Source organism: Candidatus Saccharimonadales bacterium (assembly GCA_035317825.1).
Lineage (GTDB): Bacteria > Patescibacteriota > Saccharimonadia > Saccharimonadales > Saccharimonadaceae > DATHGB01.
This window is the reverse complement of the sequence record DATHGB010000030.1, coordinates 12,168-34,958: the sequence shown is the minus strand read 5'-3', so window position 1 is coordinate 34,958 and position 22,791 is coordinate 12,168. Positions and strand designations below refer to the sequence as shown.

Here is a 22,791-nt window from a genome sequence, read left to right as displayed (position 1 = left end):
CGTAGCTATTGATTTTATGTTAACTTTATGATAAAGTATGCATAGTCAGTACATTAAAATCATTAAACGGAGAGCTGCATGTGCGCTTTTTACGCATATACAGCTCTCCGTTTCTGCCACGGTGAGCACCTTCTACTACTTTTGGCAGCAAGGAGCTACCGTGTACACTCATCTGAGTATCGACAAGGACGATGCGGCGACGCTGTTCGACGCGTTGGCTAGCAAGCCGGGCGAGTTCGGAGCCGTCACTCGTGCCACACTCGATCTGCACTTCGCCGATTTCTGCGAGGTCTACTTCGGTGCGCTGGACGCATCCATGTGGGTGGAACGGGTCGGAGGTCGGTTCTCGCTTCGCTTTAACAGGTATCTGCCGCACATGCCAGAGCTACTGCTCGAGCGAGAGGTCAAGATCGTGCAAGCCGAGATCAGGCGCATCAACAGCGCGCCTACCAAGGCTCGTGCGGGCTACTACGAAGACCGCTCGATGGGCTTTTTCGCCTTCGTCGAGCGGGTGTGCCCCAACCTGCAGAACAGTTACAAGACGTCCGTTCCGCTGTACGCACAGAACATCACGGTCGGTGGTCCCAGCCTGGCGAAGGCTCAGATGTTCAACTCGAAGCTGAGCTGCGGCCACTACGGCCGGTTCCTAGTGAACGCCTTCGAGTGAGGAAGCAGTAACGGAAGCGCCAAGGCGTCAGCGACTACGGTCGTTGGCGCCTGCTTTCATATATGGATTTTAATTAGCTATAACTTGGTCGCGTTGGAAAGCTTGATTCTTAACCTAATACGTATAAAGAATATCGGCATCTTTTGTTGGGCTAAAGTGCGCAAGATACTCTTTTTCTTTCGGAATCCAAATGTCATCCCATTTTCGTATATGGGATTCAATATCAAAGTCAGCATCGGCCTTGTTTGCGCGGTCGCGGGCTTTCCCCTGCTCCGTCGCGGTTTCGATGGAACAATCAATCCAGATTTTTAGATCGAAGTAAGGATGTAGGTTTGGTTGAAGTAATCTTACGCCTTCCACGATAAGAAGCGGAGGTAGTGGCTGGTCAATCCAGTCTTTCGTTTCGTCTTTAGGCCAGTCGTACCACTGATAATGCAGATCCTTTCCGGCTTTGGCATCTAGTAGGACGTGTTCGAAGCGTTTCCAGTCATAGCCACCGCTCCAGCCACTTCCTTCGCCGCGATTGATAAGAAAATTATCTAGTTGAAGAAGAGTTGAGTCTTTGAAGTGAGACGCTAGCCTTTCTGCGAGCGTCGTTTTTCCTGAGCCACCAAAACCGGACACGGCGATGACGACGTGTTCTTTTTCACTGAGTAGGTTTTGAATTTCTTTTGTTAAATTATCGAAGTTCATGATCTTATCATAGCGTATGCATTTGAGTTGCTTAAAAAAGCGTCTAGTTACCCCTAATGGAGGTGCGTACCGGCGATCGCTGCCACAGACGAGCAAGACGGCGGTCAGGAATAAGCCACAATACCGACACTAGGACGTAGCAGACAATCCCCACGAGGGGTAATCCGAGCGCGGCAATAACAACCCCTCCCGTATAGGTAATAATAGAGGTAATATTTTTCGTGTTCCTTACTGTGTGGTGCGCTGCGACCTCCTCGGGTTCGATCCTTTTTATGAGCCGCGTAAGAATTGCATACGCGATTGAGGCCATGAGCGCGATTGCCCCATATAGAACAGTCGGAGACTCATGGAGGTAATTGTCATCTTCGCCAATCCACGCCGTAGCGACGGGGATTAACGATAACCAAAACAGTAAATGCATGTTTGCCCACATGACGCCTCCACTGATCCGTTTGGTGAAGCGGAGCAACTGGTGGTGGCTATTCCAGTACTGGGCGATAAAAATAAAGCTAAGGACATAGGCTACTATCTGAGGCAGGAACGGTTGCCAGCCGCTGAGCGTTGGGACGGACGGCGCACTAAGACGAAGCACCATGACGGTGATGATAATTGCCATCACGCCGTCGCTGAAGGTTTCTAACCTGTGAGGCGTCGTGACACTTTCCGGAGGGGAGTACTCTTTTTCCATAGGTGAATTATAGCAAGAGACCCCTGAATATTTTCTTAAGCGAACTACAGCTCTTAGATTAAGACCTCTGTTAACTTCGAGTCGTCGGACGTGTCATTTCTTCTAGGAGCCGTATAACGACAGCGAAGTCAGCATCCAGTTTGCGAGCCATACCTACAGCACTGACTTGTCGTGCTGCGGCTGTTGCTGGCATGGGGGTATTCGTAGCATGGGCTTGTTCTAGGATAAGGCCGTAGTCTTTATACATATTGGCCAGCGAAAATGCTACCGGGTAGTCATCTGCAAGCGCATTTTGCATCTTTATTTTTTGAGACGCCGATACGACTGCTGATTCACTCAGCACTTCGATCATTTTGTCCTTGGATATCCCCATTCTTTGACCCAGAAGTAGCGCTTCGGCAAGCGACTGGGCGCCCAGTCCCAAAAGAGTATTCGTGACGAGCTTCATGCGTGATCCGTTCCCTGCTGGTCCTAGGTAGTACACCGTCCTGCTTATAGCGCTCAGTATTGGCTTAACATCTTCAAATATCTTCTCCTCACCCGAAGCGAACACGAGTAATTGCGCTGACTCTACCTGAGGCGCACTTCCAGACACGGGCGCGTCAAGAAACCGAGCTTTACAGTCCGAGATATTTTTATCTAGTTCCACTGCGGTATCTGGAGAAATAGTGCTGAGGCTGAGGATCGTTTTATTGCGGACGCCAGCCTGTATTATTTGGCTAACCACATCTTTTATAGCGTCGTCGTTTGAAACGGATATGCAGATATAATCAGCTGCTTTTACGAGTTCCGGGATAGAACCCGCGACCTTAGCGCCCTGTTTTACTAAGGGTTTTGTTTTGTTTTTATCCCGGTTGAATACGGTTACTTCCAGACCGGCATTAAGAAACCGGGCGGACATCCGGCTTCCCATAGTCCCGATTCCTATAAACCCGATTGATTTTTTCATAGACACACCTCCCCTCCCTGATTACGAATCCTTTTTATACAACCAGCGTTTTAAAATTCGCTGTGTCAAAAATGGCATGAATAGATACGTCAAAATAACCGGCGCGATGATCGGTAGAAACAATGCCCGGACCAGGATGGGCCAATCTTCAATGTACGGAGACAAAAAGAGTGAAAAGAGTAAACTTACGGGGTAGATTGCAATAAAGGTAGCGACTACCATTTTCCATCTTGGGGGTGGAGTAACTTGCTGACCTGGAATTTCAAACCAGGTTTCTAGTCCGGTTGATTTGGTAGCTGTATCCGTACTCGCAATCTTCGCCAGGGGTTTCATCATCTTTTGACGTATGGGTGAACTCAGCCAATCTTCAAGGTGCTGAGTGGTATCAAACCGTAATATGGTCTGAAAACTTTCTTTACGCGTAGGAGAGTTTAAAGTGGTAACGCCCATGTGCCCTGGAAAGGTACGGGCGACTTTATGCACGGCATGCATCATGTGCTGGAATGACTGTTCCTCACCTTGTTTTACCGTCCAGCTGAACACGGCCGTAACGGGTTCGTTTGAGGAATTATTTGCTTCTGCCATGATCCACCCTCCACTGTTATCCTACTCTTATTATAAGACAGTCCGTGATTAATGTGGAATTCGCATAATTGATCGTTTCGTAGCAGTACCAAAGATTATCGAAAAGATTTCTGCCTAAAAAGAAAAGACCCCTATATCTTGATTATGCGTGGCGGGCTTTACGCCCAGGACTCCTTCGGAGCGTCTTCCTGATTCCAATCCCATCCGCTACACATGGTGTCCACCCCCCAGGTGAGTCTGTGAACTGTATTATATTGCTAAAATAAATGCAATACTCTAGCCTCGAATCACGAAATCTCTGATGTCTGGTATCCGAGTAAGGCGTGCACGTAGTGCAAGGCGTAGTCCTACATATTGCCCTGTACGTATTGATGCTTGATTAATAGTCATGGATAGCTACGCACGTAGCATTTCTTCTATCATTATGTCGTCAACTTGGGCGAAAAACCCGCCGACGTATGCAAGCAAGTGGTCGACAGAATCGGCCGCGAAAAGCGTCCGTTGGAAAATATCTATCTGGTATGGTGTTGTCCCCATTTCTTTGATATTAACCGGTCGTATAGTCGCCTCTCTCGTGAAAGACTGGAGCTCGCCTACGGAAGAAAGTAGTCCTGCGCCAAACGCTTTGACGCCTTTTGTATGGCGAATAACGCCGAATTCACCTGAGAACCACCATACGTTCGCGATGAACTGCTTGGCTTGTTCGGTCGATACGCGCACAAGCGCTGAGCCTGCCAGCTGGTGTAATTGGGCAAGTTTAACATTGGCAAGACAGGTCCCGTGGCCTATGACTTCGTGGATGATATCTGGCTCGGGCGTGTAGAGGGGTGATTTCGGGTGGCGCAAGTATTGTGTTGATAGGAACGATTTCCTGCCAAGTGCGCCAAAGAATTCGTCCTTAGGAGCAAGACCTCCAACTGCATGGTACGTAAAACCACTCGTTGCCAGAAGTTTATCTGACACCTCCGACAGTTGCGGGACAAAATCTAACGGTAACTTGATGGTTTCGCGTGCTTCAAGCACTTCATCAATAACCACGGCATCCCAAATCGGCCTAAGCGTCGTGCTCACTATTTCCCATACTTTGTTTTCGTGCGGAAGGTACGCGATGTGTACAGGCGGAGCAACCGGCCCGGTCGCGAGACTTATGATATGTTCTTTTCGTTTGTTAAATGCATCGTTTTTCATAATTATCTTTCTACTAAAATTTAAATTACCGCTCTTTAGGCGGTAATTAGCTGAGAAAAATAAGAATTAAATTTACGAGCGAACAGCAAATACCGCCAAGATATAGTCGGTATATAGATACGTATTGCCGTTGAACGATTTCATGTCATGACTATAGCATTAACTATATGATTTTACAAAATTAGCGTAGTAAAAGGGTGCTGTTAACAGCACCCTTTTACTTTAAACCAGTTCCTACCAGTTAAGTGGTTCTGGGAAGAACTTATCAACCAGGTTCTTGTAGTAAGGCATGAGTGCTGCGATATCCGGCTTTTTTTCAACCTTTGAATAGAGATCGTACTGGTTGAAGCGTCTGACGCCTGCAAGTATTTCGTCGTCACCCTCACCTAGCAAGCGGCTATATGCACCTGCTGAGTGGATAGGATATAGGGAGTGGTAGCGGATCATACGGAGCGCGCCGTCTGGCAGGTTACAGTTCCCGTTTAGGACCTGGAACAAAAATTCATCATGGCCGAATGAAACGGTAAGATTATCCAGGCCTACGCCGTCTTCGTATACGCCCTGCTCAGTACCGTAGACAGGATGCTTGACATCAGGGTTTCCTGGCCAGCCCTTGCGTAGCAAAGGATCGCTGCTATCGGGCACGGCAGGCTGTTCGAAGAAGTATTTGGATAGAACGATCCGCTCATCAAATTTTATGCCGAGTGGGAACGTATCACCCACAACGCACCATTGAGGCAGGGCTTCTCTGCCTGGAAGCAGATTGGTGGCGAGAATTTTACCGACGTCATGGACTAAGACGGTTGCCTGCATCCAGTCATCTTCCCCGTTTTCCCTTGCGGATTCCGCACTCTGGAACGCGTGGACGATTTGCGGGTCTTCGACATCGGGATCGCTGGCGTCAAAAAACTCCCCTACGGCGACGAGCATATCCCACATAGGGGCTTTAAGCGTTCTTGCTTTGGGTGAGGCGTAGTCATTCCATAGCTTACGGGTTGATTCGTACGTATGGTGGGTGTGATTGTCTAAATAGAATTGCTTTACGTGCTCGGGTGCGGAATCGTAATCTCTTACGGGCAAAGCGGATAGATGCTCCCCGTCACTATCCATATGTGGTTTATCTTCAAGTTGCTGCTCTTTAGGGTCTTCTAGCACTGACGTATCTGCGGACATATTAGCTCCCTTACTTATAGATATAGAATGAACATATCACACTACGTTCAAAACGCATAGACTTAACCAAAGGTGGAGGTCTTTTAAGAAGAGAATGTATGGATGATACAATGTGCATATGGCTAAGCAAAATAAAAATACGCAAAAGAATACTCGTAACCGCCGGCCCAGAATCTCAGAGAAAGCCCCTACATGGGTTCGTAACACCATTATAGCCGTAGGTCTACTGCTACTTATTGCTATAGCAGGCGTATACTCTTATTATTCAGGATTTTTTGCATTCTTACAGGTCACTTCGAGCAGCTACGCTATACGGCAAGAGCTGACAGAATCAAGACAGGAAGTAGAGCAGGGCTTCGACGCTGAACAAAATAATCGAATCAAGTTACTGTACCTAGCAGGATTGATTAACAGTGAGACACCCACCCACTCAGCAAAAGTGGATACATGCTATTTTACCTCTCAGTCAAAAAATAAATTTACAGTAGTTAACTGGACTCAAAATTGCTTCATACGATATGTCGATATACTAGAGACATCACTTACGAGGGACGAGATCTTTCAGAAACTGGCCGAGAGCAACTCTCTCGTTCAGGTTTTTGGAACTCCACACAGCTATAATAGCGGTCGGGATGACAAATGCGCCAACTTCTACGACGACTTCGCAAATCCTCGTAATCTTTCTCTTGGCTTCCTAGACTGGTCAAGAGGAAATAATCTTTCATGCAAGCTTTACGACCCGTCAACAAATCGATCCGGACTATCGAGAAATACAGCCACTCATCTTATACGATCATATAATCCAAATGACGTGGCTCATGACAAATCCTACTTATCTATTGGTGAAGATTATGGTTATTTCAGTAAGTCTCTTGGCTGTGGCGCAAGAGATCTTTTTGGATGTGAGCCGCCAATCAAAGATCCAATCACTGACTTCGATAAACCATAACAAATAATAAAGATCCTATAAGTAAGACCATTTAAATATAATCATTCTGGCAGGAGTGGCAGTACGTTAATCTAACTTTTAACGATGACGATATAGATTGCGATGCTGAAGAATCAAAGCCTCACTTAAATCATGCGCGATACCCTAGTTATTGCAAGCGGCGAGTACTGTTTGCGATATGTACGCCATAGATACAGAAGATCAATCCCCCGCCTAGTATAGCCGCTCCCATTACTAGCGGAAGACTGACGTTCATAATATATAGCAGTCCTGATATAAGCCCTGCGAGCGCAAAAAGAAGGCCACTCCACATCAAAACTTTTAGCGGTCGCGGTGCATGTTGCGCTCTTAATTCACTGATAAAAATCGCGCTGCCGCCCAGCCCGAAACTAATACTACCCATGACGAAAAAGATGTCAAATAGAAGCTTGAACCCTATGAACGCGTCCGTTAACTGAAATCCCAGTGCTAACCTTGGCAGCGCGGTTGCTGCTAATGCATCAGCCACGACAAACATTAAAACGCTCAGTGTCACGAATGCCCAACCTAGTGGTTCGACCGATAGGGTTTTAGGTTTTCGAAAAGCTAGCAGTACGAGTGTTGCCGCCATAAAAACGATATCAAAAATGATTCCAATGACACCGGCAGCCTTCATGGTTTCGTGCCCTAATTTCGTAGCGGTAAACGCATCCGAAAGATTTGGATTAGGGATAGGAAGCGCAGCTTCCACGGGCGTTAGTGCGTAAAGCAGACTGGCGATGGTTATGCCGAAAGCTCCTACGGCTAACGCTATACCCGCATAAAAGATAATTCCCGATTCACCATGTAAAAAATGCTTGTTGAACTTTGGCATGCAGCTCCCTTCGATGGAACGTATTAGCTGTTTTATATTATGTTTCAGAACAATGTCTAGTATAAGTCAGCCCACCGATAAAGGCCATTCGGTCTCATCAATTGCGTCAGGCTACGTGAGCCGGAGTCCAGGATATTTCGTTATCAATATGAGCTTTAACCATGAGCTAATCCATTTAATCCATTTAATCTTGGAATCATATGCGATAAAATAAATATCTGGATGTAATGCTTCTATTTATGCATTTGATTCAAGTCATCTTGTGGATGCTATTGAGCAAGTGACATCCGTCCATAATGAGGTCGGTTCTTACGCCTTTTTGCCGTACCATTCCGAAGATGCTGATGAGTTTGCGATAGACGACATTATTCTTGCTGTTGCTGAACAAGGAAAGGTTAGACAGCTATGCGTCGCAAGTCCTGAAGAAACAACTACCGCCAAGGATCTTTTAGCACTACCAAACATGATCAATATGATGCGCGAAGTGGTAAAACAGAATGATCTTGAGCCAGGCAGGTAACCTCCGCCCGTTGTCTCACTCTCATGCCTCCGTGCTAAAATAAGGAAAACCGTAGAAGCAAAAGGATATCATGATGAAACCTCGGATTTATACAGTGGGCTTCGCAAGAGTCTATCCCCTTTATATCGCTAAGGCCGAGAAAAAAGGACGTACGAAAGCGGACGTCGATGAAATTATTTGCTGGCTGACAGGATATAGCCAAAAAGAGCTAGAAGCGCAGATGGAAAAGCAAACGGATCTCGAGACTTTTTTTGCGGAAGCTCCCAGGCTGAACCCTTCCCGGGCTTTAATTAAAGGCATGATCTGTGGTGTCCGGGTGGAAGAGATCAAAGAACGAACCATGCAGGAGATCCGCTACCTGGATAAATTAATCGATGAGTTAGCCAAGGGAAAAGCAATAGAGAAGATTTTGCGGAAGCAGTAAAGCCGCACGCATTAAACGTGTAAAATTCTTATCAGTCGTTTTGCTAATGGCTGCTCCCCTAGCCTGTTGTCACTAGGAGATACCTAGTATGTATGCTGGCGTAATCCAGCCGTCTTTTTAATTGGTCGCTTGAATTTTAGAGCATTTAATGTTAAGATAAGCGTCAATCATATAAAATAATTAGGGTGGCAATGGAGATTGTTTACTATGTCGGTACCACCGCCTGAGTTTATTGCTGACTATCCGACCGGACGGGTCACGGCTATGGGCGATAACCTACGTCAAACGGCCCGTGATGCCAGCCAGTATGTTCCACCGGTTGATATAGATGCTTCTGCCCATGTCGGCGCGATTATCATGCCGGTTTCCCGCAGTATAAGAGGAGTCGAGCAGTTTCTTCTTCGGAATATGGGTCTGGCTGAACGGTACGGGCTATATTTTGTCGTGCTATGTAGCGGTGAGGCGAAGCGGCAGGACGTAATACTATTGGCGCGTAGGTTCGAGCAACTAAAATGGCTGGCGGTAGACGGGCCTTTTGACAATAACCATGATGCCCTGTCGCGGCCGGCGTCCGTGCTTGACTGCCCTCCAGGCTGGGATCTTTCAGATAAGCGCAATTTTGGTCTCCAGCTAGCCCTGACAATGGGTTGGCCCTCCGTGCTATTCGTTGACGACGATGTGGAAATCCAAGAGGGCCACTTTCTTAAACAGGTTGACCTTATGCGATCTGGCGCAAAAGTGGTTGCAAGTAACGCGAGGCAAGAAGCGGACCACTCCGTAGTAGTGGGTGCCTACTTGGAGGCCTACGGATCGGTAGTCGTAGACAGTTACATGAGTAGCCAGGCTATACTGGTCGATACGCGCAAGGCCGTACTCGGATTTTATCCGCAAATATACTGCGAAGACTGGTTCTTCCTTGTGCCCTATCTTCTTACGGATGGGCAAGCCGCATGGGCAGGAAGTATTCCTCAGCGCAACTATAACCGGTTCACGAGACGAAGGGCTACGCATGAAGAGGCTGGCGATCTGCTTGCCGAAGGAATACTCCGGCTTGTGATGCAGGTCGTATCGGATAATCCCGAAGCCAAATTTAATGAGCGGCTGAAGAAACTCGTCCAATCAGCTGATAAGTCATATTGGGAGCAGCAGCTACTGCATCGGGCGGTTGTGATTCAAGACTTGCTTCGTCATAGTAAACGGTCCTTTTTCAATAGGAAGACAGCTCGAATGAAGACAGCCTTGGAGGCGTCCCGGACTACTCTTGTGGGTGATCAGCAACAAGATGGTATTCAGCCCCAGGCACTCGTTGAGTGGATAGAACGGTGGGCTGAGGACGTGTTGGCCTGGCAAGACCGGCTTCGTTCCGGTACGAACGCTCTTGCTGCCGATCTCCAGGGGGCACTCGTCAGCTTGGGCGTAGAGGACAGAGCTGATTTTAGTGAGATGTATGATGCGTCTGAGGCAGCTTCATACCGCGTGTATAGTCCTGAAGGCATGCGCAGGGCTATAGCGGGATTACCGCCAATAACGCGAACGAACAAGCAAATAGCTGGTCTGGAATCCACGTGGATTCTTTCCCGTTATCTTCAACACCACCACCTCTCTATGGTAGACGTAGTTACATGGGCACAGCGGCTGCGGTATGACCGTCCGATCAGATCCCTTAGTTATAACAAGCCAGCCGGCACCATCGTGATGGTGGTACGCGCTCATGAACCTGTCGATACTATAGTCAAGGCTGCCCAAGACGTTATACGAGTGAATAAAAAGAACGCGCCAATCCATCTTATAATCTGGGTGGATCATGATAATAATAGCGACGTTGATGCCTATCGTGAGTTTTTGTTGGCGCGGATAATGCTCGAAACCGTAGGTACGAACATGCGGCTCCTTTCGACTATCGGACCTGCGTCTGGCAAAAAACCGGAGTCTGAAATTATACGCGTGATGGCGCTTTCGTATTGGAAGACAGGCGTAGATTCAGTAGATCATCAGGTGGCTATCGTTAATTCTCATAACGAACTGCTGCGAGGTGGGATATTGGCAGATCTTATCAATGGCGATGGAACACGCACGGGTAGCTTGCAGAAGCTGATGAAAGGCCTTACCCCTATATCGGCTTGGAAACAAGTACGCGAGCCAGAAGATTTACGGGCTACCGAACTGCTACGCCAACGGCTTCTCCGGCAAATGACGCCTTATCGTCTGTCGTGGCGTACGCGGCTACAAGTGGCGGCTTCGACTCACCGGCTTCGGGTGGCGATGACGTATGCCGATGTGAGTTGGCTTGAGGTTGATGATATGCAGTACACCACGATAGTGCATAATGACGAGGGCGTGGATCTTGTCTTACAGTCTAAGCATGTGGTCATAGTGCCCGTCGCGTATGGAGGTGAATTCCGGCAAGTGCGTTCGCAGGTTGAGCAGGCGCTGCAACATACGGTGCGGATGCGTAGCACGATAGGCAGTACGGTTGAAGTGCTACTGGCTATTGCGGGCGAAGAGCCGCAAGAGGATCTAGCGTCTTACCGTCAAAAAATTTCTGATAACCTTTTGCTGCACCTGGACTGGCCTACGGGAACTTTCATGACCTCCGTGATCGTTTTTGGTGACGTTAAAATGAATGATACGCTGCGTAAAATCGAGGCGTTGGTGCTGTATAACCACTGGCTTGAAAATCAGGCTTTTGTCCCTCGCCTCTTGTGGAGTATGTCTGACCTGAGTAGCCGGGTAATAGGTCGCCGTACTTGGCTTTTACGAAGACTACGGTCGCTACTGCACTATTCCTAGAAAGAAAGATTTTCGTGTTATCCGATGTCCCGTCCGTTTCTGAGGCGTGTATGAAAACGGCATTCTGTCCGGCGGGACAGGTCACGTAGCTCCCAGCTTTCGTACTAAAGCCCGGCTTCAGGAGTCTCAATTTCAGTTATCGGATCACGATGTGTCGGCCACCACCACGAGGTATGGTAGGCTATCGGGCAGGATTCACAGTATTGCGGACCCTCTTTCTCCTCAAGACGTGCCCAGCACATCACTGCCTCATAATGAAACGCAGGTGCAACCGCACCTGCGTTTCATTTGGTAGGCTACCAGAACCACATGAGTGGGCGGTTTTTACATAGGTAATGCTTCGTAAACACAAACAACACCATCTTTTGAAGCGACGAGTGGACAGCCCTTGGCTAGTTCCTCGGCTTCTTTCATGCTGTCAGCGCTAACGATGCTGTACCCGGTAACCGGCTTATCCGTGACGGGCATTACGCCGCCTTGGTACACGGCCTGGCCACCTTCGTTGAAAGGATTTCCGGCATCAACGAGCTTGTCGCCTAATTTCCCGAACCATTCGCCCCATGCTTGGCTGTCTCCGGCATCAGTATCCGAACCGGCGTAGTATACGTACACGTATTTTCCCATTGTTATTTCTCCTTCTGGCCCGGTAACCGAACCCTTTATTTAATTCCCAGAAATCATTCCTGCATCCTGGAAATATAGTTTTCTAATGAGGCATCAGCGCTGCCCCATTCGGTTTTGTATTGCATGAGCCATTTTTGAGTCAGGTTTAAGGTTTTGTGATTGAGAGCGACAAAGTTGGTTCGTCCGACTTTCTTACGGACGATCAGGCCGGCCTCTTCCAGGATACGGATATGCCTATGGATCGCAGGCAATGAAATGCCGTGACGCTTTGCCATCTGCCCGACCGTTGCCGGGTGAAGTGATAATTCATGAATAATCCCACGGCGTACTTGGTTAGCAAGCGCATTGAGTATTGTGTCCAGCTGGAGTGAGTCATAAGGAATATTCATGATAGTTAACCTATATGTTAACTATACTCATATTCTTACGCGTGTCAACGGGAGTTTTGTGATGATGCTGATCGCCATACGGCAAAAACAGAGCTCCAGACTTGAAATACGCGTACGGAAAGCGCGCCGGGATAGTCTAGCGACAATTACATGCTTCTGTGCCATAATAACCCGTATGTACGGAACAAAAGCACTTGAACTATATGAATTACTAAAACGACAGGGTATCGTTGGCGCGCAGGGATCAATTAGCTTGGAACTGCTGAATACGGAACTGAAAGTTAACGATAAAAGCGCAACCGGAAACCTACTCCAAGAGTGGCTGGGCGAATGGATGACCTTAAACGGCGTATACAGTAGAGGTAATCCTAATACGCAGCAATTCCCGGATTTTTATCTTAGTGAAGATGACCGCGTTAACCTTTTAGAAGTGAAGGCTTTTGATTTTGCGAAAACACCTAATTTTGACGTAGCCCAATTTGACGCGTACACAAGATCGCTCAGGACGGAAGCGTACAAACTCGATGTTGATTATTTAATACTTGGCTATTCATTGTCTAATGGCGTGATCAAGATAAACGGTATTTGGATCAAAAAGATTTGGGAAATTACATGTAGCATGAAAGAATATGCCATTCGTGCTCAAGTAAAGCAAGGTAAAATCCATAATATCCGGCCGTATAATTTCAAGACTATGTCAAAGGGCGCTCAGCCATTCAATAGCAGAGTCGCTTTTCTTAACGCGATAGAAGAAACGCTTGCGAAATATACCGGTGACACCGCATCCGCAGAGGAATGGTTGGCGGAAGTAGGAGCTTCCTATAGTGAGTTTACTAAAACGCAGCCTTAATTATCCGGTCACAAACTATCTGTACCGCATTCACGCTAACTGAATTTCCGAGTAGGTCAAATGTTTTCGTATAGCTAAGGCCGTCAATTTCGTATGACTCAGGAAAACCGAATAACCTTAGTCCTTCCCTTACTGTCATCCTACGAAGACCTTTCTTATCCGCGACGGCCATGCGCGTAACGTCCGTCGCTACTAACGTAGGCGTTACATGCTCTGGGTCTAGGATGTTGCTGATTTCGAAACTTAGCTTTCCAACGACGATATTGTATCCTTTTACCTGGTATTCAGGCGTTGTCTTTTTTGGAATTTCAAATGTGAGATACTTCTTTTTTACGAGGTCGTCCAGGATTGATTTTAGATGCACCAGGTATTTCTTATCTGACATTTTATGCTCGAACAATGTTTGGGTATGGAACGTCGCTATTTCCTCTAACGTTAACGGCATGCCATCCGACCACGGGATTTGTTTGGATAGTGACCAGGATTTTCGTCTGCGCTGTTTTAGCATTTCGTCTAGAAGTGCCTTCTGTTCTTCCGAGACAGGTCCTTTTAATTCAACGTCCCAACTATGTATATTGTTTGCGCCGCCGCGCTTGTCTTTTATTTGTTTTCCTTTCATCTGGTCAACGCTATAGTGTTCAAGTAATTTCTTAACTAAGACGCTGTCATTAAGATAGGCTGACTGAGGAAGGTTTTTTTCTAAAACATTCGCAAGTTTTGAGCTATTTTTATTCAGGTCATTTAAATCCGTTTTCGCGGAGAGGGATCCGGTAATATAAATACGTTTACGTTTTTGAGGTACGCCGTATTCACTCGCGTCCAGTACTTTCCAATTTACTTCGTACCCCAAATTCTCCAGATGATTAATAATGGTCTCAAGAGTACGTCCAATCGGACGGCTTCTATCAACTCTATCGTGAAGCACTAAACCCTCGACATTTTCCAGTAAGAATGCCCGTGGACGTTTCTCTTTTAATATTCTTTCGATATCAAAAAAGAGCGTTCCCCTTGTATCCATGAAGCCTCTTCTCACTCCTGCTGAGCTAAAAGGCTGGCACGGAAATCCGGCTAGCAGGAAATCAAAGTCAGGTATGTCTTTCGCGTCAATTTGGGTTATATCGCCACTCACCTCTTCGCCTTTGAAGTTATCCTCGTAGACTTTTACCGCGTGTGGCTTGATTTCTGACGTGAATACGCACTCTCCTAGAAACCCGTTTTCTTTTAAGGCTTGTTCTAATCCAATTCTCGTCCCGCCAAGTCCGGCAAAAAGGTCTATATATTTAACGGTCATTAGATTATTTTTCGTCATATAATTCATTATAGAGCAATTGTTGTAGTGGGTCCAGAGTAATAATTAAATTTGCGGATGAACGAATCGAATACGAGACACTATATTATCCTGAGATGTTCCAAACTATCCATGTAAAAGTAAGATATTGCTAAAGTAATAAATATATCTCAAGAAGCCTTGAGCTTTGTCCTCAGTAGAACATACACCAGTATAAAGTGGAGGCATGTAGCTAGCGTCAGGAATATGACGAGTGAAATGTGGGCGACAAAATAGTAGGAAGCACACGCCAATATCGAATAGACGAGCGCATATAATTGGAAAAAGGGTTCTGCGCTAAACCCAAATCTTTGGAATGAGTTTGAGATGCTGGTGAGCATCCATACGGTGTATCCAAGCCAGACCAGGCCGATAAAAAAGCTTAAGAAAACGCCGGCGATGATATTCGTCGGTATGATAGCAAAGCTAATAGTAAGGGCTAGAGCGAAGCCAATCAGTATACTGTAGATTTTAAGACCAATGAGTAAAATGACATGTTTTGGCGCGCGTTGGGCATGCAGCCTGTCGGTCTCCTCCCTTTCATGGGCTAATTCATCAAATGATTTTGCTCTCGGATACATTTTATTAAGGTCTAGCCGGCTGGCGGGCGTATCTTCGTTTTTTCTGTCGTTAGGGGGCTGTGGCATATTCACAGTATATAACACCAGGACAATTGAATCTTACCCGGGCAACAGGGAGATTAAGTTCTACCCAGATAGTCATGATACTATAGGGTACATGACAGATACGGAAGTCTCTATACGAAGTGCCAAGCACGAAGATCTTAACAGGATTATCTCCATGAGTGAAGGACTTCAGGCGGAATCGCGCCAGTTTGAGCCAGGGTTAACATTTAACGCGGACGAGGCGATGTCGTACTATGCTTCAGAACTTAAAAATGACGCAGCGCACATTATCGTTGCGGAACGTAGTGGCTCGATCGTCGGGTATCAGTATAGTTATATTGAAGTACTCGACTATCTCGCGGACAAAAACAGAGAATGTCATCTTGAAGCCATCTATGTCGAGCCCCAACTACGCGGCCTTGGCATTGCGGCGCGACTTCTCGAAGAAGCCGAACGCTGGGCTGTCGAGGAACAGCATGCAGATCGTTTTAAGGCTGGAATTTACGCCAGCAATACCGCGTCCGAAAAACTCCATGAAAAATATGGTTTTAAACCGTATTATGTTGAATATATTAAGGAAGCGTGATGATTAGTATTGCAATCCTTCTCGTAGAGTTCTAGACTCCCCTCGCCTCGTGAAACACCCCATAAAAAAAGCGGCATTTCTGCCGCTTTTTTACTGCCTAGTTATCCACACCAGTACGTTGCCAAACTGTCCATACTGTACGTTTTCGATATACTGTGCGGTAAAGTGACTTGAGTAAAGCTATATACTCAATAGTCTCTATGAAAATCAGCATGATCGGTACCGCGAATATCCACAAGTTTAACTGTTGATATTTTTCACGCAGGTCGCCTAGCATCAAAAGTATAAATGGGACTAAACAATATGCAGCAACAAGTGCTAGAGGATTTATATTTGCCGCCAGCAGATAGCATAAAAGGCCTAGAATCAGAGGGAACATAAGAACTTCAATTACGCCAAATATCTGCAAAGGTAAATCTACAAGCGTGAGATACCAACCTTTCTTCGGAGAGAGCAAGAAATCTTTATGATGGAGCAAACACTCAAGATAGCCATGACGCCAGCGTGTTCGTTGATTTAGCAAACCGCGTACAGTAGATGCTCCTTCTGTTACGCAGATAGCCGAGTCTACATAAGCAATCTTGTGGCCTGCCATCTTGATGCGCATAGAAATATCTAAATCCTCAGTGCTACTATAATCAGTAAATTCACCAACTTCTTGCAATACTGTAGTGCGAAACATCGTTAATGCACCGGGGAAGATGTATGCGGAGTCGAATACATGCTGAGCTCGTTTTATATGAAAACCAACAGAATACTCGTAATGTTGCGCGCGTCCAAGCCATGTGTTTGTGTTTCCGACCACAACTTCACCAATTGCTACACTGTAGGCGTCATCAGCAAGAGCTTTAACCATTTTAGCGATACTGCCTGGCTCGAGATAGGAGTCTGCATCAAGCGTAAGTATAAGTTCGCCCTCTGCTCTAGCGATGCCGGCATTTAGAGCTCCTGATTTTCCACTATTTACTTGTGTTATCAGTTTAACCAACTGCTGGCTTTTTTTAATGATCTCTTTTACTTTCGTAGCGGTAGTATCTGTCGATCCATCGTCTACAATAATTATCTCTAATTTCGGGTAGCCATTGTTAATGACTGAACGCACTGTGCTGGTGATGCCAACTGCTTCGTTCCAGGCTGGAATGACTACGGTCACTAACGGTGTGTACTTTTTATCATCTGTTGAATTATTCGCTAATGGAGTATATAAGAAGCCAGTTGCCAAACGGTAAATCGCTCGTATGAAACCAAATACGATATAAATGGTGACGATTGTAATGAGTATATCCACCCTTGAAAAACCTAGCTCCGGCGCACGCGCCTTTTAAATAATAGATATAATACCCCTAGTAACGCAAAAGCTACACCAACAAATACAAGGGTTAGATTTGGCCAAAGGACTATACCGAGTATAGTTGGAGCCGCAACGGTAGAAGTACCGAGGACGGCACTTTCATTTGAGTACATATGAATCTCCTGTTTGATTAACTTTACATATTGTAACATTAATTTGAGATTATGTAAATAATCATTTAAAATATAATCTCCTGCAAGGAGAGAATACCGTATTTAGCACTTCAGAACCTTCCTAACGGAGACTAGCGGCGAGTATGTTTTGTTCATTGTGTCAGACTGTCTCGCTCTAGTATCTCCGTGCTAAAATAAAGAAAACCATAGAAGTAAAAAGGATATCATGACAAAATCTCGATCTCTCATAATAATGAGCTGAGGTATGATTAATGTAAGAACCTTTAGTGTAAGGAATATTTCAGATGAAACATCAGGACAAGGTTGGGTATGATTTTAATCAATTTACCAAACGGAAAAACTTAATAATTATAGGTGGAGTCACTGCTGCTGTAGTTGTTATTATGAGTTTTATATTCTTTACGCAACCAGAACGATCAATAGCTAGTTTTTGTCGTGTAGCAAAGGAAGAGAAATCGGTGCTTGTTGGAGACGTGAATTATGAAAAACGTTTTAATACCTATGAGAAGTTAGAAAGTGTCTCTCCTGATGATATTCGGTCAGATATCATAACGATACGAAAAGGATACGAAGAGATCATTAAACATCCCTCTGACACTCTTAGCTCAGGTTTTGGAATGAGTGCCTCAGAAAGTCGGCGAACAGCCTACATTAACTCAAATTGTAAAGACTTCTAGATCCATTTAGCATAAGTTTATATTAAGGAATCTATTTCCTTAATATAAATCTGTTATCATATATCTATAAGTTTTATTTGGGGGGAAATAAAAAATGAGAAATATTAGGAGTGCCATACTTATTGTTGGCGTTATTGGAATAGTGGCGGCTTTATTCAATGCGGATACAGCACTGGCTGTAGACGGGGCGGCACAAACAGAGAACTTCATTAAGAACATCGTAAAAACTCTGGTGGGTATTGCGGGAGCAGTCGCAGTCGTGTTTATGGTGATTGGCGGCTTTCATTACATAACCAGCTCAGGACATCCTGAGAAACTTGATAAGGCAAAGAAAACACTTCTCTATTCGGGTATCGGCCTTGTAATCGTGCTCGCAGCATATACGATCGTAGATTTTGTCGCCGGTATGGCTAAGTCATCTTTCGGAGGCTAGTAGATTGATGCCAAGCCTCATTTTATTTGCGGACGCACAGGCCGCTTCTGAAACATTGAAGTCGAGTATTTCACCGTTATTCTCTACTATGATTACCATAGCGGCTGTTTTGTGTATCTTGTTTGTCGTATTCGGCGGCTATTACTATATGACGAGTTCAGGTAATCCAGAAAAGCTTGAACGCGCAAAAAAAACGCTTCGAAATGCGTTTATCGGAGTTGTGGTGGTTTTAGGAGCTGGAGCGCTCGTGGCTGTCATGCAAAACGCGTACTCGTCTAAACCAGTAAGCCCGGTTCAGATTGTTACTCAACAACCAAAAGGTGAAGAATCTGTCGGCATAGGGGATGTTGTTAATGAGGCAATTAAAGGCTTCATGAAAGTCACGATAGAATCAATTGGAAAACCGATAGTCTATGCACTAAAACAATTTACGACCGCCACTCCTCTTATGGCACAAAACGGCTCTGTATTTAATTTATGGATGGTAATAGTAGCAATTGCCGATGTTCTATTCTTGCTTGTTATCGGTCTTATTGGATTTCGAATCATGAGTTCGTCGGTGGTAGGGTTTGAAGATGTCGATATCCGATCACTCATTCCTCAAATCATTCTTGTTTTTATAATCGCGAATGTCTCAATATTCGCGATTGACGCAATTATTTCAGTTTCTAATGCGATGATACAGGCGTTATTAATTGGCATGTCCAATGACATTATATGGGCAGCCCTGGGTGGTCTTATCGCTACTGCGGCAAGCGCTAATATTGGCATTCTCATTTTGATTGTTATAGCTGTCATTTTCGCCGTGATGCTTCTCGTCTACTATCTCAAGCGTATTATTGTTTTATACATTGGCGCTGTGCTGTCGCCGCTCATTGCTTTGCTCTGGCTACTGCCAAGTTTTAGGGATTTTGCCGTATCTTCGGCGAAGATGTATATAACGACAATATTCGCGTTGTTCGTACAAGTGGTCGTACTTATGCTCGCCGTCTCATTGTTTTCCGGCCTAGTAAAAGGAGACGGTGATCCGATGATGACTGCGCTATTAGTCATCGCTACCCTTTCCGTCCTACTGTCGACAAACAGGACGATGAACCATCTGACGATGGTGAGTGTCGGTGGTCACGGAATGCGGAAACTTGGAAATACATTCGTGCGCGGGGTTAGTCATGTCGCGAGTTCCGTCAAGCAATCATCCGCTAGACCTACCGTGTCGGTGTCCCGCACTCTCAGCCCCGCTGCGGCGGGTGCACGACCAGCAATACCTGCGAGCTACGCGTTTGTTCCAAGTGAAACTCGCCGGACACCTACGCAGAAAGCAGCTGCTGAATTAACGCATAAGCAGACTACTCCTCGCAAAGTATCCAGGTCTGGTAGCGCCCGAAAGCCGAGCATTACCGTCACCAGAACACCGGCTAGAAAAACCCCTCGAATTCCAAAAGGAGGAAAATAGTGAGAGTTTCAATCGTTCCAGCCCAAATTACGACAGTCGAAGATAAGATCGCTGGAAACGTTTCCGTTCAGCAGGCAATGTTACTCGGTGTTCCTATCCTAATCGGTTTTATCATCGCTTTGGTATTTCCCCCTTCAGGACAGTTTGTCGCCTATAAGATAGCCATCGTCCTCACCCTCTTTGTCATATTCGGCTCGCTAGCAATACGTATAAAAGACCGGATTGTCGCACAGTGGCTTAAGTTACTTGCCGTATATTATGCCCGACCACTTCACTATGTCTATGACAAGAATTCAACGTATCTCCGCCGCTCAGAGACCGTAGAAGTCTCCGTACGGGAAGTGATTGCTGATATCCAACCAGTTAAAAAACCAATTGTAGCTTCACATAGCATCTCGCCAAAAGAATTTGTTCGTCTTGAACAGTTTGCTACCGATTCAAGGGCTGGAATGAAGTTTAAAGTTGGAAAGAAAGGAGAACTCAATGTTCGCGTTACCGAAGTTAAGTAAGAAAGGTTCGTCGCGTCATCAGATCGCTATAAAAGGCGTTGAAGACGGTGTTTTAATATTACCTAACGATGAGTATAGGGTCGTTATCGAAACGTCGTCCATTAACTTTCATTTGATGAGTGAAGATGAGCAGGATGCCGTAGTAGATATCTATAAAGCATTCTTGAACTCTCTTTCGTTCCCTATTCAAATCCTACAAAAGGTTCGGGCTCTTGATCTGGATGATTACCTACAAAGCTTCGAGGACAAGAAGAAAAGCGAAACGGTTGAGGTATATAAGAACCAGATTGATGGCTACACGAAATACGTAAAGTCTCTCGTTAAGACAAACAAGATTCTTTCCAGGCAGTTTTATATTGTTATTCCCTATCATACTAAAGGAAAAGAAAGTATTGAATTTGCTCGCGAACAACTAGCTAACCGTCTTGCAATAGCAGAAAAAGGTCTGGGAAACGTTGGTATTAAGACGCGCCTCCTGAGCAGTCTTGAGCTACTGGATTTATTCTATAGTTCATACAATGCAGCCGACGCAAAACAACAACCTCTATCACAGCAAACGATTGATTTGTTGCAGAAGAATTACTTTTAAGGACTCATCATGAACTTAATAAATCCTCTCACGAAAATCAAAGAAATTCAGCGCGAACGTGATGCGAAGCCAAAACAGCATATTCTTTCATTTGGCGAACAAGACCCGATGGATATTATTTCCTATGCTGGCATGAAGGAGCAGCCTGACCACCTCATAATCGACGGGCAGTTTCGTCGTACTATTTTCTTATCGGGTTATCCATTCACGGCGGAAGTCGGTTGGCTTGACTCCCTAACTCACCTGAACCATGATATCGACGTTTCATATCATGTCGAGCAAGCTGACTCAAACGAAGCCCTCAAGAAGCTTGAAAAAAAGATTACGCAGCTCGAATCAATGAAACGCGCTAGGCTACGAGATGGTGGAATCATTGGCCCAGAGATTACCGACCCTCTCGATTCTGCGATGGAGCTACGTGACGCTATCCGTCGCGGCCAACAAAAGCTTTTTCATGTTTCCATTTACGCGACCCTCATTGCTGATTCACTTGAGGAGTTAAACGATACGACGAATAGCCTGAAGTCTTCGCTAAGTGCCCGTTTGTTCTATATTAAAACTGCACAGTATCAGCAAATTGAAGGATTGCAGTCTACTCTGCCTCGTGGTGAAAATGTGCTTGCGCAGCGCCGTAACTTAGATAGTGAAACCGCAGCCTTAACCTTTCCGTTTGTCTCATCTGAGCTCGTTCAGCCAGGGGGTATTCTTTACGGGGTTAATAACTCAAACAACTCGCTGGTTATTATCGACAGGTTTAGCCTGCACAACGCCAACAGTATTACCTTTGCGCAGTCTGGAAGTGGTAAGAGCTACACGACAAAAGTAGAAATCCTTCGCCAGCTTATGCAAGGAACGAGAGTGATTGTTATCGACCCTGAGCGTGAATACCAGAACCTTACAAGTTCTGTCGGTGGATCGTATGTTAAGTTATCGGCTCAATCGGATCAAAAGATTAATCCTTTTGATATGGCGACTACTTCACGCAGTTCAGGGCAATTATCTTCTCATGCTCAAGACTTAACCGATGTGATTGCTTTAATGGTTGATGGATTAAACGCGCCGGAAAAAGCAGCACTGGATAAAGCCATACTCGCCGTCTACTCCCTTAAATCGAAGAAACCACCAATCCTTGAAGATCTATACAAGCAGCTCAAGAAGGTGAAAGAGGCAGAGCTTTGTAAACGCCTGGAGAAATATATAACGGGATCGCTTGCCAACGTCTTCAATCACCAGACAAGTATTAATCTGGAGAACCGCCTTGTGGTGTTTGACATTAAGGATTTGCCGGAATCAATCCGACAAATCATGATGATGATCGTTGCTAACTTTGTGCAAAATACCGTTAAGCTAAACCCGCAGAAACGTATGCTTGTGATTGATGAAGGTTGGATGCTGCTTGAGCATGAAGAGACGGCGCGTTTTGTCGCTGGCCTCGTTCGGCGCGCACGCAAGTATGGTCTAGGTGTGTCAATTATTACGCAACAGGCCAATGACTTCTTATCTAATAAGTATGGCCGGGCTATTGCCTCGCAGAGTTCACTCCGTATTCTTATGCGTCAAGATACGACGACTATCGAGCAAGTAACAAGAGAGTTTCGGTTGAGTGATTACGAGAAGTCATATCTTCTTACGAGTGACCGAGGTGACGCATTGATCATTGCTGATCAGCAACATGTCTCCCTTCATGTCACCGCCTCTGAAGAAGAACATCCTCTCATTACGACTAACCCATTAGAAACGTTAACCAGGCAAGACGACTAGCCT

At 45.7% G+C, this 22,791-nt stretch carries 25 protein-coding genes; 13 read left to right on the top strand and 12 right to left on the bottom strand.

The window, feature by feature from the left end; genetic code table 11:
- The first annotated feature begins 37 nt into the window (after positions 1 to 37).
- Entirely contained in the window at positions 38 to 667 is a 630-nt protein-coding gene (locus VK497_06250) for a hypothetical protein (protein ID HMI09970.1), read from the top strand.
- Positions 668 to 781: 114 nt separating this feature from the next.
- On the opposite strand, the gene VK497_06245 is transcribed toward VK497_06250, so the two are convergent.
- The 6 genes from VK497_06245 to VK497_06220 all read right to left on the bottom strand — a co-directional run bounded on the left by VK497_06245 (position 782) and on the right by VK497_06220 (position 5,943).
- Positions 782 to 1,360: an NB-ARC domain-containing protein gene (locus VK497_06245; protein HMI09969.1), complete on the bottom strand. Its 579-nt coding sequence runs from the start codon at positions 1,358 to 1,360 to the stop codon at positions 782 to 784.
- Positions 1,361 to 1,403: 43 nt separating this feature from the next.
- Positions 1,404 to 2,048, bottom strand: coding sequence for a TMEM175 family protein (locus tag VK497_06240; protein ID HMI09968.1), 645 nt, complete (start codon positions 2,046 to 2,048; stop codon positions 1,404 to 1,406).
- Positions 2,049 to 2,118: 70 nt separating this feature from the next.
- Positions 2,119 to 2,997: an NAD(P)-dependent oxidoreductase gene (locus VK497_06235; protein ID HMI09967.1), complete on the bottom strand. Its 879-nt coding sequence runs from the start codon at positions 2,995 to 2,997 to the stop codon at positions 2,119 to 2,121.
- A 21-nt stretch (positions 2,998 to 3,018) separates the two neighbouring features.
- Positions 3,019 to 3,582 carry an antibiotic biosynthesis monooxygenase gene (locus tag VK497_06230; protein HMI09966.1) on the bottom strand — a complete coding sequence of 188 codons (564 nt, stop codon included), beginning with the start codon at positions 3,580 to 3,582 and terminating at the stop codon, positions 3,019 to 3,021.
- A 396-nt stretch (positions 3,583 to 3,978) separates the two neighbouring features.
- Positions 3,979 to 4,770 carry a hypothetical protein gene (locus tag VK497_06225; protein HMI09965.1) on the bottom strand — a complete coding sequence of 264 codons (792 nt, stop codon included), beginning with the start codon at positions 4,768 to 4,770 and terminating at the stop codon, positions 3,979 to 3,981.
- Positions 4,771 to 5,004: 234 nt separating this feature from the next.
- Positions 5,005 to 5,943 carry an inositol oxygenase family protein gene (locus VK497_06220; GenBank protein ID HMI09964.1) on the bottom strand — a complete coding sequence of 313 codons (939 nt, stop codon included), beginning with the start codon at positions 5,941 to 5,943 and terminating at the stop codon, positions 5,005 to 5,007.
- A 118-nt stretch (positions 5,944 to 6,061) separates the two neighbouring features.
- Between VK497_06220 and VK497_06215 the strand changes: the two genes are divergently transcribed.
- Positions 6,062 to 6,892, top strand: a complete 831-nt coding sequence (locus VK497_06215; protein ID HMI09963.1) for a hypothetical protein — start codon at positions 6,062 to 6,064, stop codon at positions 6,890 to 6,892.
- A gap of 148 nt (positions 6,893 to 7,040) precedes the next feature.
- Here the strand turns inward: VK497_06215 and VK497_06210 are convergent, their stop codons facing one another.
- Entirely contained in the window at positions 7,041 to 7,745 is a 705-nt protein-coding gene (locus VK497_06210) for a hypothetical protein (GenBank protein ID HMI09962.1), read from the bottom strand.
- Between the two features lie 280 nt (positions 7,746 to 8,025).
- On the opposite strand from VK497_06210, the gene VK497_06205 reads away from it, so the two are divergent.
- The 3 genes from VK497_06205 (at position 8,026) to VK497_06195 (ending at position 11,479) form a co-directional block, all read left to right on the top strand.
- Positions 8,026 to 8,265, top strand: a complete 240-nt coding sequence (locus tag VK497_06205) for a hypothetical protein (protein ID HMI09961.1) — start codon at positions 8,026 to 8,028, stop codon at positions 8,263 to 8,265.
- A 70-nt stretch (positions 8,266 to 8,335) separates the two neighbouring features.
- On the top strand, positions 8,336 to 8,689 hold the full coding sequence (locus VK497_06200) for a DUF2200 domain-containing protein (protein ID HMI09960.1): 354 nt from the start codon (positions 8,336 to 8,338) through the stop codon (positions 8,687 to 8,689).
- A gap of 207 nt (positions 8,690 to 8,896) precedes the next feature.
- Positions 8,897 to 11,479: a hypothetical protein gene (locus tag VK497_06195; protein ID HMI09959.1), complete on the top strand. Its 2,583-nt coding sequence runs from the start codon at positions 8,897 to 8,899 to the stop codon at positions 11,477 to 11,479.
- A 324-nt stretch (positions 11,480 to 11,803) separates the two neighbouring features.
- Here VK497_06195 and VK497_06190 read toward each other — a convergent pair whose 3' ends face one another.
- Together VK497_06190 and VK497_06185 are read right to left on the bottom strand one after the other, a co-directional pair.
- A complete protein-coding gene (locus VK497_06190; protein HMI09958.1) occupies positions 11,804 to 12,103 on the bottom strand; it encodes a YciI family protein in 300 nt (99 codons plus the stop codon).
- A gap of 53 nt (positions 12,104 to 12,156) precedes the next feature.
- Complete coding sequence (locus tag VK497_06185; GenBank protein ID HMI09957.1) at positions 12,157 to 12,492, bottom strand: winged helix-turn-helix domain-containing protein; 336 nt, start codon at positions 12,490 to 12,492, stop codon at positions 12,157 to 12,159.
- 175 nt (positions 12,493 to 12,667) lie between these two features.
- On the opposite strand from VK497_06185, the gene VK497_06180 reads away from it, so the two are divergent.
- Complete coding sequence (locus VK497_06180) at positions 12,668 to 13,342, top strand: NgoBV family restriction endonuclease (protein ID HMI09956.1); 675 nt, start codon at positions 12,668 to 12,670, stop codon at positions 13,340 to 13,342.
- On the opposite strand, the gene dcm is transcribed toward VK497_06180, so the two are convergent.
- Positions 13,326 to 14,651, bottom strand: a complete 1,326-nt coding sequence (gene dcm / locus VK497_06175; GenBank protein ID HMI09955.1) for a DNA (cytosine-5-)-methyltransferase — start codon at positions 14,649 to 14,651, stop codon at positions 13,326 to 13,328. The genes VK497_06180 and dcm overlap by 17 nt on opposite strands.
- A 149-nt stretch (positions 14,652 to 14,800) precedes the next feature.
- Positions 14,801 to 15,316 carry a hypothetical protein gene (locus VK497_06170; protein ID HMI09954.1) on the bottom strand — a complete coding sequence of 172 codons (516 nt, stop codon included), beginning with the start codon at positions 15,314 to 15,316 and terminating at the stop codon, positions 14,801 to 14,803.
- A 91-nt stretch (positions 15,317 to 15,407) separates the two neighbouring features.
- Here VK497_06170 and VK497_06165 point away from each other — a divergent pair, with 91 nt between their 5' ends.
- Positions 15,408 to 15,881, top strand: a complete 474-nt coding sequence (locus VK497_06165) for a GNAT family N-acetyltransferase (protein ID HMI09953.1) — start codon at positions 15,408 to 15,410, stop codon at positions 15,879 to 15,881.
- A 97-nt stretch (positions 15,882 to 15,978) separates the two neighbouring features.
- Here VK497_06165 and VK497_06160 read toward each other — a convergent pair whose 3' ends face one another.
- Positions 15,979 to 17,169: a glycosyltransferase gene (locus VK497_06160; GenBank protein ID HMI09952.1), complete on the bottom strand. Its 1,191-nt coding sequence runs from the start codon at positions 17,167 to 17,169 to the stop codon at positions 15,979 to 15,981.
- Positions 17,170 to 17,650: 481 nt separating this feature from the next.
- Here VK497_06160 and VK497_06155 point away from each other — a divergent pair, with 481 nt between their 5' ends.
- The 6 genes from VK497_06155 to VK497_06130 all read left to right on the top strand — a co-directional run bounded on the left by VK497_06155 (position 17,651) and on the right by VK497_06130 (position 22,788).
- Complete coding sequence (locus tag VK497_06155) at positions 17,651 to 18,043, top strand: hypothetical protein (GenBank protein HMI09951.1); 393 nt, start codon at positions 17,651 to 17,653, stop codon at positions 18,041 to 18,043.
- Positions 18,044 to 18,137: 94 nt separating this feature from the next.
- Complete coding sequence (locus VK497_06150; GenBank protein ID HMI09950.1) at positions 18,138 to 18,476, top strand: pilin; 339 nt, start codon at positions 18,138 to 18,140, stop codon at positions 18,474 to 18,476.
- A gap of 7 nt (positions 18,477 to 18,483) precedes the next feature.
- On the top strand, positions 18,484 to 19,929 hold the full coding sequence (locus VK497_06145) for a pilin (protein HMI09949.1): 1,446 nt from the start codon (positions 18,484 to 18,486) through the stop codon (positions 19,927 to 19,929).
- A complete protein-coding gene (locus VK497_06140; GenBank protein HMI09948.1) occupies positions 19,929 to 20,438 on the top strand; it encodes a hypothetical protein in 510 nt (169 codons plus the stop codon). Before VK497_06145 ends, VK497_06140 begins: the two co-directional genes overlap by 1 nt.
- On the top strand, positions 20,413 to 21,027 hold the full coding sequence (locus VK497_06135) for a hypothetical protein (protein ID HMI09947.1): 615 nt from the start codon (positions 20,413 to 20,415) through the stop codon (positions 21,025 to 21,027). The genes VK497_06140 and VK497_06135 overlap by 26 nt, the downstream gene beginning before the upstream one ends.
- Before the next feature lie 9 nt (positions 21,028 to 21,036).
- Complete coding sequence (locus VK497_06130; protein ID HMI09946.1) at positions 21,037 to 22,788, top strand: ATP-binding protein; 1,752 nt, start codon at positions 21,037 to 21,039, stop codon at positions 22,786 to 22,788.
- Positions 22,789 to 22,791: the final 3 nt, after the last annotated feature.

Coding starts and splice junctions, on each gene's coding strand:
- VK497_06215 (HMI09963.1), top strand. CDS start 6,062: ATGGCTAAGCAAAATAAAAATACGCAAAAGAATACTCGTAACCGCCGG.
- VK497_06185 (HMI09957.1), bottom strand. CDS start 12,492: ATGAATATTCCTTATGACTCACTCCAGCTGGACACAATACTCAATGCG.
- VK497_06210 (HMI09962.1), bottom strand. CDS start 7,745: ATGCCAAAGTTCAACAAGCATTTTTTACATGGTGAATCGGGAATTATC.
- VK497_06230 (HMI09966.1), bottom strand. CDS start 3,582: ATGGCAGAAGCAAATAATTCCTCAAACGAACCCGTTACGGCCGTGTTC.
- VK497_06170 (HMI09954.1), bottom strand. CDS start 15,316: ATGCCACAGCCCCCTAACGACAGAAAAAACGAAGATACGCCCGCCAGC.
- VK497_06245 (HMI09969.1), bottom strand. CDS start 1,360: ATGAACTTCGATAATTTAACAAAAGAAATTCAAAACCTACTCAGTGAA.
- VK497_06130 (HMI09946.1), top strand. CDS start 21,037: ATGAACTTAATAAATCCTCTCACGAAAATCAAAGAAATTCAGCGCGAA.
- dcm (HMI09955.1), bottom strand. CDS start 14,651: ATGACGAAAAATAATCTAATGACCGTTAAATATATAGACCTTTTTGCC.
- VK497_06135 (HMI09947.1), top strand. CDS start 20,413: ATGTTCGCGTTACCGAAGTTAAGTAAGAAAGGTTCGTCGCGTCATCAG.
- VK497_06195 (HMI09959.1), top strand. CDS start 8,897: ATGTCGGTACCACCGCCTGAGTTTATTGCTGACTATCCGACCGGACGG.
- VK497_06240 (HMI09968.1), bottom strand. CDS start 2,048: ATGGAAAAAGAGTACTCCCCTCCGGAAAGTGTCACGACGCCTCACAGG.
- VK497_06145 (HMI09949.1), top strand. CDS start 18,484: ATGCCAAGCCTCATTTTATTTGCGGACGCACAGGCCGCTTCTGAAACA.
- VK497_06200 (HMI09960.1), top strand. CDS start 8,336: ATGATGAAACCTCGGATTTATACAGTGGGCTTCGCAAGAGTCTATCCC.
- VK497_06180 (HMI09956.1), top strand. CDS start 12,668: ATGTACGGAACAAAAGCACTTGAACTATATGAATTACTAAAACGACAG.
- VK497_06250 (HMI09970.1), top strand. CDS start 38: ATGCATAGTCAGTACATTAAAATCATTAAACGGAGAGCTGCATGTGCG.
- VK497_06155 (HMI09951.1), top strand. CDS start 17,651: ATGAAACATCAGGACAAGGTTGGGTATGATTTTAATCAATTTACCAAA.
- VK497_06225 (HMI09965.1), bottom strand. CDS start 4,770: ATGAAAAACGATGCATTTAACAAACGAAAAGAACATATCATAAGTCTC.
- VK497_06190 (HMI09958.1), bottom strand. CDS start 12,103: ATGGGAAAATACGTGTACGTATACTACGCCGGTTCGGATACTGATGCC.
- VK497_06165 (HMI09953.1), top strand. CDS start 15,408: ATGACAGATACGGAAGTCTCTATACGAAGTGCCAAGCACGAAGATCTT.
- VK497_06220 (HMI09964.1), bottom strand. CDS start 5,943: ATGTCCGCAGATACGTCAGTGCTAGAAGACCCTAAAGAGCAGCAACTT.
- VK497_06235 (HMI09967.1), bottom strand. CDS start 2,997: ATGAAAAAATCAATCGGGTTTATAGGAATCGGGACTATGGGAAGCCGG.
- VK497_06150 (HMI09950.1), top strand. CDS start 18,138: ATGAGAAATATTAGGAGTGCCATACTTATTGTTGGCGTTATTGGAATA.